Here is a 17859-nt window from a genome sequence, read left to right as displayed (position 1 = left end):
TGTAGGAAAGTACGTGAGCCGCATCACGATAGGGTGTCGAAGCCGGACCGTCGTGAAAAGTTCTGGGAAAGTTCGGGAGACCGCCCGCAACCCCTATTGCGCCCGGACACGCGGACGGATTTAGTCGGGCTTCACTTTGCATTGCCGGGCACTGTACAAATGAATTGGCAATAGCCGATACTCGGCACGTCATCGCCGTTGAGCTGTATCGACGTGCCGCACGAAGGGACCGATATTCGTGGCGCAAAAGGTCGTGGTCACTCTCTTTGACGACATCGACGGCTCGGAAGCGGCGGAAACGATCGCCTTCGGACTCGACGGCAAGTCGTACGAGATCGACCTGAACGAAACCAACGCCAAGAAACTGCGCAAGGCGCTCGCGCCCTACGTGGAGGCCGGCCGCAAGAGGTCGCGATCCGGCAAGGCGTACAAGCAGACGGAGGTCGCCCCCGACCCGGCGGCCGTCCGCGCCTGGGCCCAGGCCAACAAGATGGACGTGCCGGCCCGCGGACGCATCCCCAAGAAGGTCTACGAGGCGTTCAGCTCCGCGCAGTGAGCCCGCGAAGGGGCGGTTCCCAGGGCTCGTCAGCGGGCCCTGGGAACCGTGCACTTGGGGCATTTCGGAGCCCCGGGGGAACCGACTTGCGCTACCCCCCTGCCGATCAGCTAATGTCTGGGACACGCCGAGGGGCGAGGCCGAAGGGCCGGATCCCGAGGATCGTGCGGGTGTAGTTCAGTAGTAGAACATCCCCCTTCCAGGGGGAAGGCGCAGTGTGCAATTCCTGTCACCCGCTCTGGCACCGGTCATGACCACTGTTGTGGATCAGGTAGGCTGGTGCTCGCACCGATCGGTGGGAGCCGATCGGGAGCAGTGCGGACGTAGCTCAGTTGGTAGAGCGCAACCTTGCCAAGGTTGAGGTCGCGAGTTCGAGCCTCGTCGTCCGCTCGGGAATGAGACCCCGGTCCACTGGACCGGGGTCTTTTCGTCTGCCCGACACCGCTCTGACATTTGTCATGCCGAGCGATGACACCGCGCACTGCCCCGCCGCCCGGGCCGCCGGGACGCTGGAGGCATGGACAACGACGAACACGAGCACGTGATCGAGGTCGCCGACCTCAGGCGTGTCTACGGGGACGGGTTCGAAGCGGTACGCGGAATCACCTTCTCCGTGGCGCGTGGGGAGATCTTCGCCCTGCTGGGCACCAACGGCGCCGGCAAGACCTCCACGGTGGAACTGCTGGAGGGGCTCGCCGCACCGGCCGGGGGCCGGGTCCGGATCCTCGGCCACGACCCCTGCCTGGAGCGGGCCGCCGTACGCCCCCGCACCGGTGTGATGCTCCAGGAAGGCGGCTTCCCCTCCGAACTCACCGTCGCCGAGACCGCCCGCATGTGGGCGGACTGCACGAGCGGGGCGCGTCCGCGGGAAGAGGCGCTGGAGCTGGTCGGGCTCGCGGACAAACACGGGGTACGGGTCAAGCAGCTGTCCGGCGGGGAGCGGCGCCGCCTGGACCTGGCGCTCGCCCTGCTCGGCGACCCCGAGGTGCTCTTCCTCGACGAACCGACGACCGGACTCGACGCGGAAGGCCGCAGGGACACCTGGCAGTTGGTACGGGCGCTGCGCGACGCCGGTACGACCGTGCTGCTCACCACGCACTACCTGGAGGAGGCCGAGGGTCTCGCCGACCGGCTGGCCATCCTGCACGAGGGCCGCATCGCCGCGTCCGGGACCCCGGCCGAGGTCACCGCCGGCCGCCCCTCCCGGATGTCCTTCGAGCTGCCCGCCGGCTACCTCCTCGGCGACCTGCCCTCCCTCCCCGAACTCGGCGTCTGCGGGCACGAGAGCGAGGGCGGCGTCGTACGGCTGCTCACGACGCACCTGCAGCGCACCGCCACCGGGGTGCTGACCTGGGCCGAGCGGACCGGCGTCGAGCTGCGCGGCCTGGACGTGCGATCGGCCTCACTGGAGGAGGCGTTCCTCGGCATCGCGCGGGAGCGGGAGACGGCGGCATGACCGGAATCGAGCGGAAGGCGGTCCGGACCGTGACCCGAGACCACACGACGAACACCGGCACGTCCGGCCCGGGCGGGGCGCACGGGAGCAAAGGCGCGGGCGGGAGCGCCGGCGGGAGCGGGAGCGGCACCGGACGCGTGGGTGGCGCCGGACACGTGGGTGGCGCCGGACGCGTAGGTGGCGCCGGACGCGTAGGTGGCGCCGGACGCACGGACGTGGGTGGGCCCGCGGGCGGAAGCCGAAGTGCGAGCCGGAGCGGGAGTGCGGGCGCGGGGCGGCGGGTTCGGGCGTTGGCTCGGGCCGAGCTGACCCTTCTCGGGCGCAATCGCGGGGCCGTGTTCACGGCGCTGGTCGTACCGCTCGCCCTGCCGTTCAGCATCCGGCCCGCTCTCGACCGGCTGGAACTGGCGAAGGAAGGGCTGAGCGTCGGCACGACCCTGCTGACGGCCGCGATCGGCTTCTCCTTCCTCTTCGCCGTCTACACCTCCCTGGTCAGCGCCTACGTCGCCCGCCGCGAGGAACTCGTCCTCAAGCGGCTGCGCACCGGCGAACTCTCCGACCCCGAGATCCTCGCCGGCACCGCCCTGCCGGCGGCCGTCACGGGCCTCGCCCAGGCCGCCGTGCTGTGCGCCGGCTGCGCCGCACTGCTGCACACCGGAGCGCCGAAGGCGCCGTATCTGCTGCTGCCCGGGCTGCTCGCCGGGCTTGTGGTCAGTGCCGCGCTCGCCGCGCTCACCGCTTCCTTCACCCGCACCGTCGAGAGCGCCCAGGTGACCGCGCTGCCCCTGGTGTTCGTGTCGATGGTCGGCTCCGGGATCACGGTGCCCACCGAAGTCATGCCGGACCGGCTCGCCTCCGTCTGCGAACTCCTGCCGCTGTCCCCCGCGATCCGGCTCGTCCGGGCCGGCTGGACGGGCCAGTTGGGCGCGTACGAGTCGCTGGGCGCGCTCGCGACCGCGCTGGCCTGGACGATCGTGGCGGTGTTTGCTGTACGCCGGTGGTTCCGGTGGGAGCCGCGACGCTGAGGAAGGAGTACGCGCGGATGCTGGAGCGGGTACGGCGGTGGCAGCGGCGGCACTGGCAGGAGCGGAGCAAGGCCGAGCGGGTGGAACTGCAGAGCCTGATCACCTGGCACGTCAGCATCTGGACGTTCTCCCTGAGCTGGCTGATGCTGCCGCTCGTCGGCGGCCTCGACCGGCGCCCCACTCCCCTGGTGGTCGGCGGACTGGTCATCGCCGTGAACCTGCTGCAGTGCGCGGCCGCGGGCCGGCTGCTGCGGCCGGCTCTCGACCACTACCTCGGCCGCGCCGAACTGCCGGCCCGCGCCCTGTGCCCCGCCGTGTGCCTGTTCGGCCTCACCCTCGCGCTGACCGTGGCGCTCGCGGCCGTCGGCGGAGCCGAACCGTTCAGCATCCGGCTCGTGGTCGCCGCCGCGCTCCTGCCCCTCGGGCTCCCGTACGCGTTCCTCGTGCCGATCCGGGTGTTCCTGCGCCGGTCGGCGGTGCTCGCCGTGCTGATCACGGCCGCGTTCGGGGCCGTGCGCCCGAGCGGCCCCGTCATGTTCGCCACCGGGGCGTTCGTCGTCTTCGCCGCCGTCTTCTCCCTGCTCGCCACCCGCTGCGGCGCCTGGACCCTCTCCGTGCTCTGGGAGGCGGAACGCGCCCGGGAGATCGAGGCCCGGCTCGCCGTCGCGGAGGAGCGGCTGCGGTTCGGGCGTGATCTGCACGACGTGCTGGGCCGGAACCTGTCCGTGATCTCCCTCAAGAGCGAGCTGGCCGTACAACTGGCGCGGCGCGGACGGCCGGAGGCCGTGGAGCAGATGATCGAGGTGCAGCGCATCGCGCAGGAGTCCCAGCGGGAGGTGCGAGCCGTCGTACGCGGCTATCGGGAGGCCGACCTCGGTGCGGAACTCGCCGGCGCCCGGGGTGTGTTGACGGCGGCCGGCATCGAGTGCGAGGTCCGGGCGGAGACCACCGGGCTGCCCGCGCAGGTGCAGTCCGCGCTCGGCTGGGTGGTGCGCGAGGCGACCACCAACGTACTGCGGCACGGCGACGCGAGCCGGTGCGCGGTGGGACTTCGGATGCGGGAGGGGCACGTGGTGCTGACGGTGGAGAACGACGGGGTGACCGGGCCCGGCGGCCCCACAGCCGACCGGACGGCGGGCCCGGACGGCGGTCCAGGTGGCCCTCGCGGCGGCTCCGGCGGCGGCCCTGGCGGCAACCCGGGCAAGGGCTCCGGCGGCGGTTCGGGCGGTGGCTCCGGCGGGGGTTCGGGCGGGGGCTCCGGCGGTGGCTCGGGACTCGCCGGTCTGCGGGAACGGCTGGCCGCAGTGGACGGCAGCCTGGAGGCCGGGATCGTCGGCGGGGGCCGGTTCCGGGTCGTCGCGCAGGTGCCGCTGGGCGACGGCGGGGAGCCGCTCGCGGGGAGGAAAGTGAGTGACGTCACCTCATGACCGGTCCGGTACGGCTGTTGCTCGCCGACGACGAGCATCTGATCCGGGGCGCGCTGGCCGCGCTGCTCTCCCTGGAGGACGATCTGCGGGTCGTCGCGGAGGCGGCGACCGGTCCCGAGGCGCTCGCGATGGCCCGGGCGCACGAACCTGACGTGGCCGTGCTCGATCTCCAGATGCCGGGCGCCGACGGTGTGAGGGTCGCCACTTCGCTGCGCGCCGAACTGCCCGGCTGCCAGGTGCTGATCGTCACCGGTCACGGGCGGCCCGGACACCTGAAACGAGCGCTCGCGGCCGGAGTGCGCGGATTCGTCCCGAAGACGGTCAGCGCCCAGCGCCTCGCCGAGATCATCCGGACCGTGCATGCGGGAAACCGCTACATCGACCCGGAGTTGGCCGCCGACGCGATCTCCGCCGGGGACTCGCCGCTGACCGCGCGGGAGGCCGAGGTGCTGGAACTGGCCGCCGAGGGGGCGCCGGTCGCGGAGATCGCCGAGCGGGCCGCGCTGTCCCCCGGGACCGTGCGGAACTACCTCTCCTCGGCGGTCACGAAGCTCGGGGCGGAGAACCGTCACGCGGCGGTGCGTCTCGCGCGGGAGCGAGGTTGGGTATAGTTGCTCTCGCGCCACGGCGCAATGCGGACGTAGCTCAGTTGGTAGAGCGCAACCTTGCCAAGGTTGAGGTCGCGAGTTCGAGCCTCGTCGTCCGCTCCACGGCGAAAGGCCCCCGGTTCCCACCGGGGGCCTTTTCGGTCTCTAGGACCAGCCGGCGCCCGTCAGCCGCTCGTACGCCTCCACGTACTTCGCCCGTGTCGCCTCCACGACCTTCTGCGGCAGCGGCGGCGGGGGCTGCTCGCTCTTGCGGTCCCAGCCGGACTCGGCGGAGGTCAGCCAGTCCCGCACGAACTGCTTGTCGTACGACGGCTGCGCGCGGCCCGGCTGCCACCGGTCGGCCGGCCAGAAGCGGGAGGAGTCCGGGGTGAGCACCTCGTCGGCGAGGATCAGGGTGTCCCCGTCGAAGCCGAACTCGAACTTGGTGTCGGCCAGGATGATCCCCCGCTCGCGGGCGATGTCCCGGGCGCGGGAGTACACGGCGAGGGTGGCCTGGCGCAGCAGGGCGGCGGTCTCCGCGCCGACCTGGCGGGCCACCTCCTCGTAGGAGACGTTCTCGTCGTGCTCGCCGACCTCCGCCTTGGTGGCCGGGGTGAAGATCGGGCCGGGCAGCTGCGAACCGTCGACGAGGCCCTCGGGAAGGGCGAGGCCGCAGACGGTCCGGGACTCCTCGTACTCGAGCAGGCCGGAGCCGGTGAGGTAGCCGCGGGCCACGCACTCCACCGGAACCATCTTCAGCGACTTGCACACCAGCGTCCGGCCCGCCCAGTCGGCCGGGGCTCCCGCGGGCAGCTCGGTGCTGATCACATGGTTGGGCGCCAGGTCGCGCAGCTGGTCGAACCACCACAGGGAGAGCCGGGTGAGGACCCGGCCCTTGTCGGGGATCTCGGTCGGCAGCACCCAGTCATAGGCGGACATGCGGTCGCTGGCGACCATCACGAGATCGCCCGCCTCGTTCCGGTACAGCTCGCGCACCTTTCCGGTGTGCAGGTGCACCAGGCCCGGAACCTGGATCGGCTCGGGCTTTTCTACGAATCCGGACACGGTTCCTCCCCGTGGTTCTGTCCAAGTGCCTCGATTCTCCCTTATCCGGGCGATCGGATTCGGCCAGGGGTCAGCGCCGGGGTCCTCGGCGGTCAGTCGCGCTTGCAGATGCGGTCCAGCAGGTTCGCCGTGGCGCGCTGGACACGGGGGTCCACATGGCCCGGGCGGTCCAGGGCGGGGGACCAGGCGAAGGTGCCGGAGGCGAACACCCAGGCCCCGGAGGGGGATCGGTAGAGGGAGGTCTCCTGGTGGCGGACGGCACCGTCGTTGTCGGTGTACGGGGAGTGGGCGAGCAGGATGCGCTCTTCGTGCTCGGGCAGCGGGGTGCGCGGGAAGTACCGGTCGGCCTCGCCGGCGACCAGGCCCTCGATCTCGTCGCCCTCCTGCGCGCCGGTCGCCTCCCACAGCCAGTGCCCGGCGTTGCGGACGATCAGCGGGTGCGGTTCGGGCACCCGGCCCGCGTACTGGATGCCGACCAGTTGCTGCTCGGGGCGGTCGATCTCCCGCCACAGCACCGGCTTTCCCGGCCCCTTGCGCTTGCGGCAGGTCAGCAGCCGGTCCGGCACGCCCGACGGGGAGGGCCCCAGCTCCACCTGCCAGTACATGGTGTTGGCGGAGAGGAAGACCAGCGAGGTGCCGCGGTCCCGGGCGTCCTCGACGGCGCGGCGCATCGGCACCGACCAGTACTCGTCGTGCCCGGGGAAGACCAGGCCCCGGTAGCGGCTGGGATCGACCCGGCCGGCGTGCAGGTCGCGGGCGTCGGCGTAGGCGAGGTCGTAGCCGTAGCGCTCGGCCCAGCGGATGAAGTCGTAGGCGTGGCCGACGTGCAGGGGCAGGCCCGCGCCCGCGTAGGGGCGGTCGAAGGAGACCGTGGTGGCCGCGTCGGCCTCGCCGAGCAGCCGGCCCTTCTCGTCCCAGGCGTGATAGAGGCTGGCGCCGGTGTGGCCGTCCTCCGGATAGAGGTTGTACGCCTGCCAGGTGACGTCGGGCAGCAGCAGGAGCAGGTCGGCGGGATGGTCGTCGCGGACCGTGAACGGCACGTGGGAGCGATAGCCGTCGGCGGTGGTCAGGACGGCCACGTAGGCGCCGATGCTCCAGTGGGCGGGCACCTGCAGGCGCCAGGACAGCCACCAGTGGTGGCAGGAGACCGTGCGGTCGGCGGTCAGCGGCCGGGGCTGGACGATGCCGGACAGGCGCGGGCTCGTGGTGATCTTGGCCGCGCCGTCGCCTCCGTAGTGGCCGATCCGGTAGATGTCGACGCTGAACTCCTGTGGCGGGTCGACCGTGACGTGGAAGTCGATCGCCTCGCCGGGCGTGACGGCGCCGGTGGAGGCGAAGCCCTTGATCTGGCGGTGCACGTCGTCCGCCGAGCGGGGCCCGGAACCGCCCGAACGCGGCGCCGGGACGCGCCCCTTACCCCCCGCGGGGGTCAGCGGCTGCGGACTCGGGTCGACGTACCACGGCACGACGTGCCCCGTGTCGTCGAAGTAGTTCTCACTGCCGCGCAGCCAGGGCACCGGGCCCTGCCCGAAGGGGTCCGTGACGGCGTGCGCGAGTGCTCCGGACTCCCAGCGGCGGATGTGGTCCGAGGCCATGATCGCTCCCCTCCCTGGTCCCCCCGTGTCCCTGTCTCGGTGGTGCTCGGCGTGCTCGGCGGTCGTGTCGGGCCCGGAGCGTCCGGTCAAGGCGCTGTCCCGGGTCTTGGTGTCGTATGTCGCAAGCCTTTGCCAAAGGCGTGGTCGGTCCCAGCACATCACATAACGCACGGGCCCGGTCACTAGTCGTTGCGAATTGACCTGAAGTGGAAGTCGCCTCTCCGTTATGGCGGTTCGGGGCCGGAGGCCGGGGGCGGCGCTCCGCGGGTCACACGAGCCGTACGGGCTTCTCCGGGCGTATCCCGGACGCGGTCAGCCAGTCGCGCAGCGGGCGGGGGTCGCCGCTCTCGATCAGGCTGAGGACCCGCGGCGTCAGATCGGCGGCCCGCTCGCCGCCCAGCAGCAGGGACGGTCCGTCCAGCCAGTCCAGGGCGGGGAGCGCGCCGGCGGTGTCGACGGCCGCGCAGCACACCATCGCCGTGACGTGGTCGGCGAGCAGTTCACGGCCGGTGCGGGGCGGCTGCAGCGGGAACAGGGGCAGGTCGCAGCCGTCCCACAGGGCGCTGCCGTGGCCCTGTCCGGCCGTGCTCGCGGCACTCGGCACGAGGGCCTCCTCGCGGGCCAGCTCGGCGCTCAGCCCGGCGGCGAGCGCGGCGCTGCGCTCGGTCCCGGGATCGGGGTCCTCGCCGTCGTCGTAGGCGTCGGCCGGGTCGGTGGTGGCGGTACCGGTGACCACTTCCTCGGTGCCGGGGGCCGTGCCCTCGGCGCCGGAGGCCGTGCCCTCGGTGCCGGGGGCCGTGCCCTCGGTGCCGGAGGCCGTGCCCTCGGTGCCGGAGGCCGTGCCTTCGGGGCTGGGAACCCTGGCCTCGGTGTCGGGGGCCGCTACTGCAGGGCCGGGAACCGTGTCCCCGATGCCGGTCACCGCCGGGGTCGTGGCGGTGTCCGCCGGGGTCGTAACCGTGTCCGCCGGGGTCGTAACCGTGTCCGCCGGGGTCGTGGCGTCGGTTCCGGTGGGGACCGTCAGGTGGTCCATGACGCGGGCCAGGGTGGCGCCGCCGTGGTCGGGGGTGGCGGGGTCGAGGGAGGGGCGGACGCCGAGGAAGTCCAGCACGCGGTGCAGCCGGGCGGCGTTCGCGCGCCAGGTGCGGTCCACCACCTCCTCCGGATACGCCTGCCAGTCCACCGGCGCCCAGTCGGGGCCGGTCTCGGCCGGCCCCCCGTGGAAGAGGCGCGCGGCGAGGAGCGAGGCCGCCTCGTCCACCACGCCCGGTTCCTCCAGCAGGTCGCAGGCGGGGCGCTCGCCGAGCCGGGAGGCGAAGCCCTCGGCCAGCCGGTCGCGCCGGGACAGCTCGGTGAGCGCCGCCACCACGCCCGCGTCCAGCCGGGAGGGCCAGCGGCCCATGCGCCAGGCGGGCAGCGCCACCCTGGTCAGCAGCCGGTCCCAGCCGGCGTAGGCGAGGCCGACCTGCTCCTGGGCGACGATCCGCAGGCCGTAGTCCACCGTCTGCGCCCGCTCGGCCGCCGCCGCCGCGACCCCACGCTCCATCAGCGTCGCGTGCTCGCGGCAGCCCCGTAGCAGCAGCCGGGCCACCCAGCCGAGGACCGCGCGGAACCCGCGGCTCAGCGGGCGCCTGCCGGGCGCCGACGCGACGGCCACCGCGGCGTCCAGTCCACGGACGAAGCGGCGGGCGGCCGCTATGTCGGGGTGCGCCGAGGGCCCCGTACCCGCGATGACCGGGGCGAGGACCGCGCGCAGCTCGCCGACCCGCATCCACCACAGGAACGGGGAGCCGATGACGAGGACCGGTGCCACGGGGGTGCGGCCCTGGGCGCGGACGCCGGGGCCCGCTATCTCGTCGGGTGCCGGTCGCGGTGGCGGACCGTGCGCCACGTGGGTGCGGTCCTCCAGCCAGCTGTCGCAGTCCGGGGTGAGCGCTATGGCCGAGGGCGCCGGCACGTCCAGCCGGTCGGCGAGATCGCGCACCATCCGGTACAGATCCGGGGCGGACTCCTCCGGGACCGGCACCGTGGGCGTCACGGCGGGGCGGGCCCGGGCCACGACCAGGGAGACGCCCGCGGCGGCCAGCAGCACCAGCACGGCGAGGACGCCGACGATCCAGCGGGCCGCGTCCCAGCCCCCGCCGACGAAATGGCCGGTCGGGACGCCGGTCAGCAGGATCACCGCGGCGCCCGCGGGCAGCAGGGCCACGGCCAGCGCCCGGGCCCGGACCCGCAGCACCGCCAAGGCCCGGGAGCGCGCGGCCTGCGCGCCCAGCTCCACACCGATTCCGCTCACCTGGTGACCTCACCCCCTCCCTGCCGATGCCGTGCCGTCCTGGTCCTGTCACTCCCCACTGTGGCACCCGCCACTGACATCGCAATGCCGGAGGGCCAAGTGCCGGAACGCTTGCGCGGCACCCTAGTTGGGGCCTCGGTCCCCGTCAGCCGGATGGGCGATTGCTCACTCGATGGAATGGCTTTGGTCAGAGGTGGGTGACAGACAGCAAAGATCGGGCCCCGGATTCCGTCCGGGGCCCGATGAGGTGCGAGGGTGCGCGCGACCGGCACTTTCCTGAGTGTGCCGCCGCTGTCGTCCTACGCCTGCGCCGCCTTCTCCGCGATGTCGCTGCGATGCTGCGAACCGTCCAGACCGATCCGGCCCACCGCCCGGTACGCCCGCTCGCGCGCCTCGGCGAGATCCTTGCCGCTGGCCGTGACGGACAGCACCCGGCCACCGGCGCTGACGACCGCGTCACCGTCCCGACGGGTCCCGGCGTGCAGCACATACGCGTGCGGGGCGTCCTCGGCGGCCACCTCGGCCAGTCCGGTGATCGGGTCGCCGGTGCGCGGGGCGGCCGGGTAGTCGTGGGAGGCGACGACGACGGTGACGGCCGCGTCCTCACTCCAGCGCAGGGGCTCCAGATCGGCGAGGTTGCCGGTGGCGGCGGCCATCAGGACACCGGCCAGCGGCGTCTGCAGACGGGCCAGCACGACCTGGGTCTCCGGGTCACCGAAACGGGCGTTGAACTCGATCACCCGGACACCGCGCGAGGTGATCGCGAGCCCGGCGTAGAGCAGCCCGGAGAAGGGGGTGCCGCGGCGGCGCATCTCGTCCACGGTCGGCTGCAGCACGGTCTCCCGCACCTCGTCGACCAGCTTCGGGTCGGCCCACGGCAAGGGCGAGTACGCGCCCATACCGCCGGTGTTCGGGCCCTCGTCGCCGTCCAGGGCGCGCTTGAAGTCCTGGGCCGGCTGCAACGGGACGACCGTCTCGCCGTCGGTGACGGCGAACAGCGACACCTCGGGGCCGTCGAGGAACTCCTCGATCACCACCCGCTCGCACGCGGCGGCGTGCGCCTTGGCGGCCTCCAGGTCGGAGGTCACCACGACACCCTTGCCGGCGGCGAGTCCGTCGTCCTTGACGACGTAGGGAGCGCCGAAGGCGTCGAGGGCGTGGGCGACCTCCTCGGCGGTGGTGCAGACGTAGGAACGGGCGGTCGGCACCGCGGCCGCGGCCATGACGTCCTTGGCGAAGGCCTTGGAGCCCTCGATCCGGGCGGCCTCCCCGGACGGGCCGAACACCGGGATGCCCGCCGCGCGCACGGCGTCGGCCACACCGGCGACCAGCGGGGCCTCCGGGCCGACGACGGCCAGGTCGGCGCCGAGTTCGGTGGCCAGCCGGGCCACCGCCGCGCCGTCGAGCGCGTCGACCTGGTGCAGCTCGGCGACCTCGGCGATGCCGGCGTTGCCGGGAGCGCAGTACAGCGCGGTGACGTCGGGATCGAGGGACAGGGAGCGGCACAGGGCGTGTTCGCGGGCGCCGCTGCCGATGACGAGGACCTTCACGGGGGCCAGCCTACTGGCAAGGTCGCCGAAGACCGGGGGCCGGGCTTCTCGGGCTTTCCTACGAAGACACCCGTGGCCGGGCCACGTACGGCTCGAACCCGAGCGCGGCTCCCCTTCGCGGGGGGGGGGGAGGGTGCCGCGGTACGAACCCGGGCACAGCTCCGTCCACGGCCGAGCGGTGTCGCAGCGAACGGGGATGCCGCGGCAGGAACCCGGGCGCAGCTCCGTCGACGGCGGGGTGGTGTCGCCGCGAACGGGGGTGCCGCGGTCCCAAGCCGGGCGCAGCTCCGTCCACGGCGGAGCTGTGTCGCCGCGGCATGCTCGAAGAGGGCCCACGGACAGGTCGCGTACGGGGCGGGCCCGGGCGCGGCCCCCCTTCGCGGCGGGGCGGTGTCGCCGCGGCCTACTCGTTGGAGAACTCCTCCATCACCGTCGCCCCCAGCTCCCGCACGATCAGTTCGTGGCCGGACAGCGCCGACTCGTCCAGGTCCGGGTCGTCGTCCTCGGGGATGTCGTCCTCGGGGGCGACCGGGGACGGCTCGGGGGCGGCCGGAGGCCGGTGCGCGGGGGCGGCAGGGCCGGCAGCGGGGCCGCCCTGCGAGGTGGCGGGCGTCCGCGGGGCCGACTGGGGTGCCGCGGGGCGGGGTGCGGCCGGGGCGCCGTAGCCACCGCCGCCGTAGCCGCCGCCGGGAGCGCCGCCTCCGGCCACGCCGCCGGCTCCGAAGCCGGGCGGGCCACCCGGCGCCGGAGCCGGCCCCCCGCCGGACGGGTCGACGACCGCCTCGATCTTCCACTGCACGTTGAACTGCTCGGCCAGCGCCTGTCGCAGCACGTCCTCGCTGCCGCTGCTGGCGAAGTTGTCACGGGCACCGGCGTTGACGAAGCCGACCTGGAGGGTGGTGCCGTCGAACCCCGTCACCTGGGCGTTCTGGCTGAGCAGGATCCAGGTGAAGCGGCGGCGGTTCTTGACGGCTTCCAGGATGTTGGGCCAGAGCGCGCGGGGGTCGGGTCCGCCGGGGGGAGCGGCCTGCGCCGGTGCCGCGGGCGAGGTCGGAGCGGGGGCCGCCTGGGACTGCGGCTGGGCCGGAGCCGGGGCCTGGCTCTGGGCCTGACCCTGCTGGGCACCGGCCGGAGCGGCCGTGGGCCAGCCGCCGGGACGCCGTGCGCCACCGGCGGGAGCGGCGGTGGGCCAGGCGCCGGGGGCGGCGGAGGCGGGGGCCGCCGGGGCCGAAGTGGGGGCAGCGGGGGTGGCAGGCGCGTCGGGGGCGGGAGCCGAGGCGGCCGGAGCGGGCACCGGTGCGGCAGGGGCCGTCGGCGCCGCGGGGGTCGCCGGGGCCACGGGGGCCGTCGACGCCCCGGGGGAGGGGACCGGGACGGCCGGAGCGTCGGGGCTTCCCGCCCCGGCCGGGCCACCGGATCCACCGCCGGGACCAGTCGCGCCACCGCCGGGACCGGCCGCTCCACCGCCCGAGCCGCCCGAGCCGCCCGCGGATCGCACCGCCGCGCGAGCCGCAGCGGGGCCGCCGCCGCCGGGAGCACCGGGGCCGGGGCCGACCGCGGGGGCCACGGGGGTGCCGCCGTGTGCCTCGGGGCCGGGGACGTAGCCCATGGCGGGCGCGCCGCCGCTGGCCGAGAAGCCGACGCCGCGCTCGAGACGGTCGAGGCGGGCCATCACCGACCGCTCGTCGCCGTAGGCGGCGGGGAGCATCACGCGCGCGCAGATCAGTTCGAGCTGCAGGCGGGGCGAGGTGGCGCCGCGCATCTCGGTCAGGCCGTCGTTGACCAGGTCGGCGGCGCGGCTCAGCTCGGCGGCGCCGAAGGTCGAGGCCTGGGCCTGCATGCGGTCCAGGACGTCGGCGGGGGCGTCGATGAGCCCCTTGTCCACGGCGTCCGGCACGGCGGCCAGGATCACCAGGTCCCGCAGCCGCTCCAGCAGGTCGGCGACGAACCGCCGGGGGTCGTTGCCGCCCTCGATGACACGGTCGACGACCTCGAAGGCCGCGGCCCCGTCACCGGTGGCGAAGGCCTCGACGACGGGGTCGAGGAGAGAGCCGTCGGTGTAGCCGAGGAGAGAGGTGGCCATGGCATACGTCACACCCTCCTCCTTGGCGCCGGCGAGGAGCTGGTCCATGACGGACATGGAGTCACGCACGGAGCCGGCGCCCGCCCGCACGACGAGCGGCAGCACGCCCTCGTCGACCGGGATGTCCTCGCGGCCGCAGACCTGGGCGAGGTAGTCCCGCAGGGTGCCCGGCGGCACCAGCCGGAAGGGGTAGTGGTGGGTCCGCGACCGGATGGTCCCGATGACCTTCTCGGGCTCGGTGGTCGCGAAGATGAACTTGAGGTGCTCGGGCGGCTCCTCGACGACCTTGAGCAGCGCGTTGAAGCCGGCCGACGTGACCATGTGGGCCTCGTCGATGATGTAGATCTTGTACCGGCTGCTCGCCGGGCCGAAGAAGGCCTTCTCACGCAGCTCACGGGCGTCGTCCACACCGCCGTGGGAAGCGGCGTCGATCTCGATGACGTCGATCGAGCCCGGGCCGTTCCTGGCCAGGTCCAGGCAGGACTGGCACTCCCCGCACGGCGTCGGGGTGGGACCCTGCTCACAGTTCAGACAGCGGGCCAGGATGCGCGCACTGGTGGTCTTCCCGCAGCCACGCGGCCCGCTGAACAGGTACGCGTGATTGACCCGGTTGTTCCGCAGCGCCTGCTGCAGCGGGTCGGTGACATGCTCCTGCCCGATGACCTCCGCAAAGGTCTCCGGGCGATAGCGGCGGTACAGCGCGAGAGACGACACGCATACGAGGTTAATGGCGCCCACCGACAACGGGCTCCGCACTCGGACGCGGGGCCCTGGACCCCGGGAACGCAAGCGCCCCCCACGCACCCGCCAGAGCCGACCTACCCTTGCTGCCTTCCGGCCCTGGGGGAGTTCAGTCAGATAGCGCCGCGTGAGGGGCTGCGCCCACAGTACCCGATGGCGACCGGTGGACAGCAACCGATCCGGGCCTGCGGGAACGAGTTCGCGAGCACTCCCCTCGGTCATGTAATGTTCCCAGCGGAGGATTCGCCTAGAGGCCTAGGGCGCACGCTTGGAAAGCGTGTTGGGGGCAACCCCTCACGAGTTCGAATCTCGTATCCTCCGCCAGTGCCTCACCGGGCACGATGTCGAAGGGCCCCACTGTTCGCAGTGGGGCCCTTCGACGTTGTCCGTCTCAGTCGGATTTTTCTTCGGCGCCGGGCAGCTCCCAGAGCGCGTCTCCGACTTGCTGAGCGACCTTGCGGAGCATGACTCCTGTCACATGACCGGGCCCGCATCCTCGCCGCTCCCCAGGCTCCCAACCCGTGATCGCGTCGATCACGACATCCGGGACGCCGAGGATCAGGAGGACGGCCGCGGCGGTGTGGCGAGCGTCGTGGAGTCGGCCGTCTCGTACGCCCGTGTCCCGGAGAAGCCGCTTCCAGACATGGAAGTCCGTGTTCGGGCTCAGCGCGCGGGCACCGACTTCGATGGATCCGAACGGTCACCGATGCGCATGGCGGAGGCACGGATCACTCTCGGCGTGGTTGCTGCCCGCCAGGGCGACCTGGACCAGGCGGTGAACTATGGCGAGTGGGCCTTGAGGGGGACCGGCAGTCTCTGCCGTCCCTGCTCATGGTCAGCCGCGAGCTTGCAGCCATCGTCAACCGGGATTTCGCATGCCGAGCCGACTGGCCGCGAGTACCTCGATCACCTGACCGCTCTCAGCCACGCCAGCTAGAGCCGTTGCAGGTTTCTCTACCTCATCAAGTGCTCGCGCAAGGCGCGGGCTGGCCCCTGAGCCCGGCCCCCCACACGCCTTCGGCGCAGGAGGCCGAACCCTGGGGCCGCAGCATGCTACGGCCCCGAGTCGAGACCTGGACAACAAGCCGCGGTCACAACAGTGCCTCCGGCGAGGGATCGGCCGGCACCGGGATGGAGGGGGCGCCGTCGCCGGCTGCGGGTCCGTCGTTGCGGATGTGTGGGTCGACGGCGTACGGGATGGGAGCGAGGGAGGGTGAGGGTCCTCGGCATCGGCAGCTCGATGTACCACCGGCTACTGAGACGCAATCTGTCACTGCTGCGGGTGATTAGGCTGCTTGCGGCGGTCAGGACTCGCCCGGAATGGGATCTTCCTCGGTGTACCGACTATCTGCATGGCCGCCACTGCGAAGCCCGGTGAAAGATCGGGTTAACCGCCCATGATCAGCGTCGGTCACCTTTCAACTGAACCTCCAGCAGGGGAGATCTCTTGCGTCGCCTTACAGCTATTGCCGTCAGCGCTGTCGTCCTGTTCGGCCTTTCAGCCGGTCCGGCGACGGCCGATCCGGCCACAATCGCGCCCCAGCCCGCCCCGCGCGGGATCGGCGACTTCACTACCTGCGTTCTTGGCGCCCTGGGAGATCCCATGAATCTCCTTACTAGCTTGCCTGCCTGCTTCCAGCGCATCACCAGCTGATCGCAGATCCCCTTCGTCTCAGTTTCCGTCTCATTCAGCTGCGGCCCTCACCGTTCAAGAGGGTGCAGCCCCCTGCTCGCACTGATCGGACCCGTGCCGGATCAGAGCAGGACGAGGACGGCTATCAGGGCGAGGAGTGTGATCAGGCCGGCCGCCGTGATCAGGCCGAAGCGGGCGGGGGCGTAGACGTCGGCGTCCAGTTGCCGGCCCACGGAGCGGTACCTGGCGGTGCCGTAGGCGGTGATGAGGAGGCCGGCGAGGAGCAGGATGCCACCGGAGACCACCGCGTGCACGCCTCGGTGCGGGGCGAACTTCGCAACCGCCACACCCAGGGCCGCCATGCTGATGCCGGTACGCAGCCAGGCGAGGTAGGTGCGCTCGTTGGCCAGGTGGTCCCGGGCGCGGCTGCCGGTGTTCGGGGTGGCATCCGGGGGGATCTTCGCAGGCACATGCCCCTCCCGGGGTGGCGGTGCGCGGTCAGTCCGTCCGGTGGAGGGGCGGTGGGGTCCAGGCGCCGGTGAGGGCCTTCTCATCGGGCCAGTACAGGCGCAGGAAGACGTTGAAGCTGTCGGAGGGCGCCGGCAGCCAGTTGCTCTCGTGGTCGGAGCCGGGGCTGTCGGGCTGGATGTAGATGTCCAGGGAGCCGTCCGGGTTGAGCTGCATGCCGCTGCGGTCGCCGATCGCGTATCGGTCCAGGGGGTTGTCGACGAACAACTGGTCGTCGTTCATCATCGTCAGCGACCAGAATCCCTTGGCCGGGGGTGTCTGTCCGGCGTCGAAGTGCAGGACATAGTGGTGCGTGCCGTCCAGGGGCCTGCCGTCCGCGTCCGTGGTGGCATGCGGGTAGAGGGCGTCGGCGTCGAGATTGGCGCCGTATCCGAACCGGGCGATGATCGCGCGCTTCGCGTAGTCGGTGCCGTAGTCACCGAGACCGCGGTGCACGGTCCATCCGCTGCCGCCGTTCTCGGATTCGGATTCCGCCTTCGTCATCATGGCGGCCAGGGCCTGCGGGCCGTGGGTGGCACCCGTTTCCAGGGCGGCCAGTGTCTCGGGTGCCAGCCCTTCGAGGCTCGCCCCCGGCGCGACACCGATGGTGGCCAGGCGCTCCAGGAACGCGGCGTCCGCCGGGTGCGGCGGGTTCTCCGACAGAAGCTGGTTGAGACGGCTGAAGTACTCCTCGCCGCTCATGGAGTCGACTCTCTCGACGGGCGAGACCGAGGTGTCGACGTCGGTGGCGACGGGGACGTCGGTGGGCGGGGTGTAGTCGTCGGGATCGCCGGTCCATTGGGAGAGGGGGATGAGGCGGGTCTGGTCCTGAAGCCGGTGGACCGCCGGGAAGTCGGCCGGACCGCTGGTCGCGTACCTGGCGACGATCCAGTTCACGGCGGTGGGCGACTGCAGCAACGTCAGTCCGGGCGGGGTCGGCTCCGACCAGGACGGCCCGGCGATCAGGAACGGGCCGGCGGTCGAACCGTTGTGACGCTTGCCGGGAACCGCGAAGACATCGGACCAGGCGGTGAGGATGGGAACCATCCAGAACCGGTCACCGAAGTCCGGCAGGGTCAGCACGAGCGGTCCTTCGGAGAGGTCCAGCCACGCACTGGAGTAGAGGGTGTCGGCGTTGGGGGAGACCACTTCGGTGAAGGAGGCGTCCGGGGTGCGGCGCATGTAGACGAACTGGTTGACCGGTGCCGCGCGCCGGTCGTCGTCGCGTGCCGGGACCGCCGTCATGTGTTCCTTGGTCACGGCAGCCGTCACCAACGGATACCCGTAGATCCAGGCTTCCGCGGCCAGTTGCTCGAGTGATTGGGTCGTCATCGGACT

General features: G+C 72.4%; 12 protein-coding genes, 4 tRNA genes and 1 other RNA gene. 9 read left to right on the top strand and 8 right to left on the bottom strand.

The features are described from left to right. The first annotated feature begins 238 nt into the window (after positions 1-238). From ACGFT2_RS25695 to ACGFT2_RS25660, 8 genes are all read left to right on the top strand, one after another. Positions 239-556, top strand: a complete 318-nt coding sequence (locus tag ACGFT2_RS25695; protein WP_145488531.1) for an Lsr2 family protein — start codon at positions 239-241, stop codon at positions 554-556. 166 nt (positions 557-722) lie between these two features. After that, positions 723-794: transfer RNA gene (locus ACGFT2_RS25690), tRNA-Gly, on the top strand. Between the two features lie 79 nt (positions 795-873). Further along, positions 874-946: transfer RNA gene (locus tag ACGFT2_RS25685), tRNA-Gly, on the top strand. Positions 947-1073: 127 nt separating this feature from the next. Beyond that, a complete protein-coding gene (locus ACGFT2_RS25680) occupies positions 1074-2012 on the top strand; it encodes an ABC transporter ATP-binding protein (RefSeq protein ID WP_393282123.1) in 939 nt (312 codons plus the stop codon). 215 nt (positions 2013-2227) lie between these two features. Next, positions 2228-3037, top strand: a complete 810-nt coding sequence (locus ACGFT2_RS25675) for an ABC transporter permease (protein WP_393282122.1) — start codon at positions 2228-2230, stop codon at positions 3035-3037. A 17-nt stretch (positions 3038-3054) separates the two neighbouring features. After that, a complete protein-coding gene (locus ACGFT2_RS25670; RefSeq protein WP_393282225.1) occupies positions 3055-4464 on the top strand; it encodes a sensor histidine kinase in 1410 nt (469 codons plus the stop codon). Beyond that, on the top strand, positions 4461-5075 hold the full coding sequence (locus ACGFT2_RS25665) for a response regulator (RefSeq protein ID WP_393282120.1): 615 nt from the start codon (positions 4461-4463) through the stop codon (positions 5073-5075). Before ACGFT2_RS25670 ends, ACGFT2_RS25665 begins: the two co-directional genes overlap by 4 nt. Positions 5076-5098: 23 nt before the next feature. Beyond that, positions 5099-5174 (top strand) — tRNA-Gly (locus ACGFT2_RS25660). 42 nt (positions 5175-5216) lie between these two features. On the opposite strand, the gene ACGFT2_RS25655 is transcribed toward ACGFT2_RS25660, so the two are convergent. The 6 genes from ACGFT2_RS25655 to ffs all read right to left on the bottom strand — a co-directional run bounded on the left by ACGFT2_RS25655 (position 5217) and on the right by ffs (position 14521). Continuing rightward, positions 5217-6116, bottom strand: a complete 900-nt coding sequence (locus ACGFT2_RS25655) for a phosphoribosylaminoimidazolesuccinocarboxamide synthase (protein WP_393282118.1) — start codon at positions 6114-6116, stop codon at positions 5217-5219. 92 nt (positions 6117-6208) lie between these two features. Further along, positions 6209-7711: a N,N-dimethylformamidase beta subunit family domain-containing protein gene (locus ACGFT2_RS25650; RefSeq protein WP_393282116.1), complete on the bottom strand. Its 1503-nt coding sequence runs from the start codon at positions 7709-7711 to the stop codon at positions 6209-6211. Positions 7712-7979: 268 nt separating this feature from the next. After that, positions 7980-10007: a hypothetical protein gene (locus ACGFT2_RS25645; RefSeq protein WP_393282114.1), complete on the bottom strand. Its 2028-nt coding sequence runs from the start codon at positions 10005-10007 to the stop codon at positions 7980-7982. Between the two features lie 299 nt (positions 10008-10306). Next, positions 10307-11557, bottom strand: a complete 1251-nt coding sequence (gene purD, locus ACGFT2_RS25640; protein ID WP_393282112.1) for a phosphoribosylamine--glycine ligase — start codon at positions 11555-11557, stop codon at positions 10307-10309. Positions 11558-11960: 403 nt separating this feature from the next. Further along, positions 11961-14354: a DNA polymerase III subunit gamma and tau gene (locus ACGFT2_RS25635; protein WP_393282110.1), complete on the bottom strand. Its 2394-nt coding sequence runs from the start codon at positions 14352-14354 to the stop codon at positions 11961-11963. Between the two features lie 68 nt (positions 14355-14422). After that, positions 14423-14521, bottom strand: an RNA gene (ffs, locus tag ACGFT2_RS25630) — signal recognition particle sRNA small type. 96 nt (positions 14522-14617) lie between these two features. Between ffs and ACGFT2_RS25625 the strand changes: the two genes are divergently transcribed. Further along, positions 14618-14705 (top strand) — tRNA-Ser (locus ACGFT2_RS25625). Between the two features lie 1431 nt (positions 14706-16136). On the opposite strand, the gene ACGFT2_RS25620 is transcribed toward ACGFT2_RS25625, so the two are convergent. Both ACGFT2_RS25620 and ACGFT2_RS25615 read right to left on the bottom strand, forming a co-directional pair. Beyond that, entirely contained in the window at positions 16137-16484 is a 348-nt protein-coding gene (locus ACGFT2_RS25620; RefSeq protein WP_393282108.1) for a YidH family protein, read from the bottom strand. A gap of 28 nt (positions 16485-16512) precedes the next feature. Next, on the bottom strand, positions 16513-17853 hold the full coding sequence (locus ACGFT2_RS25615) for a DUF1254 domain-containing protein (protein WP_393282107.1): 1341 nt from the start codon (positions 17851-17853) through the stop codon (positions 16513-16515). Between the last annotated feature and the right edge of the window lie 6 nt (positions 17854-17859).

The sequence above is a fragment of the Streptomyces sp. NPDC048514 genome (assembly GCF_043199955.1).
In the GTDB taxonomy this organism is placed as follows: Bacteria; Actinomycetota; Actinomycetes; order Streptomycetales; family Streptomycetaceae; genus Streptomyces.
This window is presented reverse-complemented; position numbering and strand designations above follow the sequence as displayed.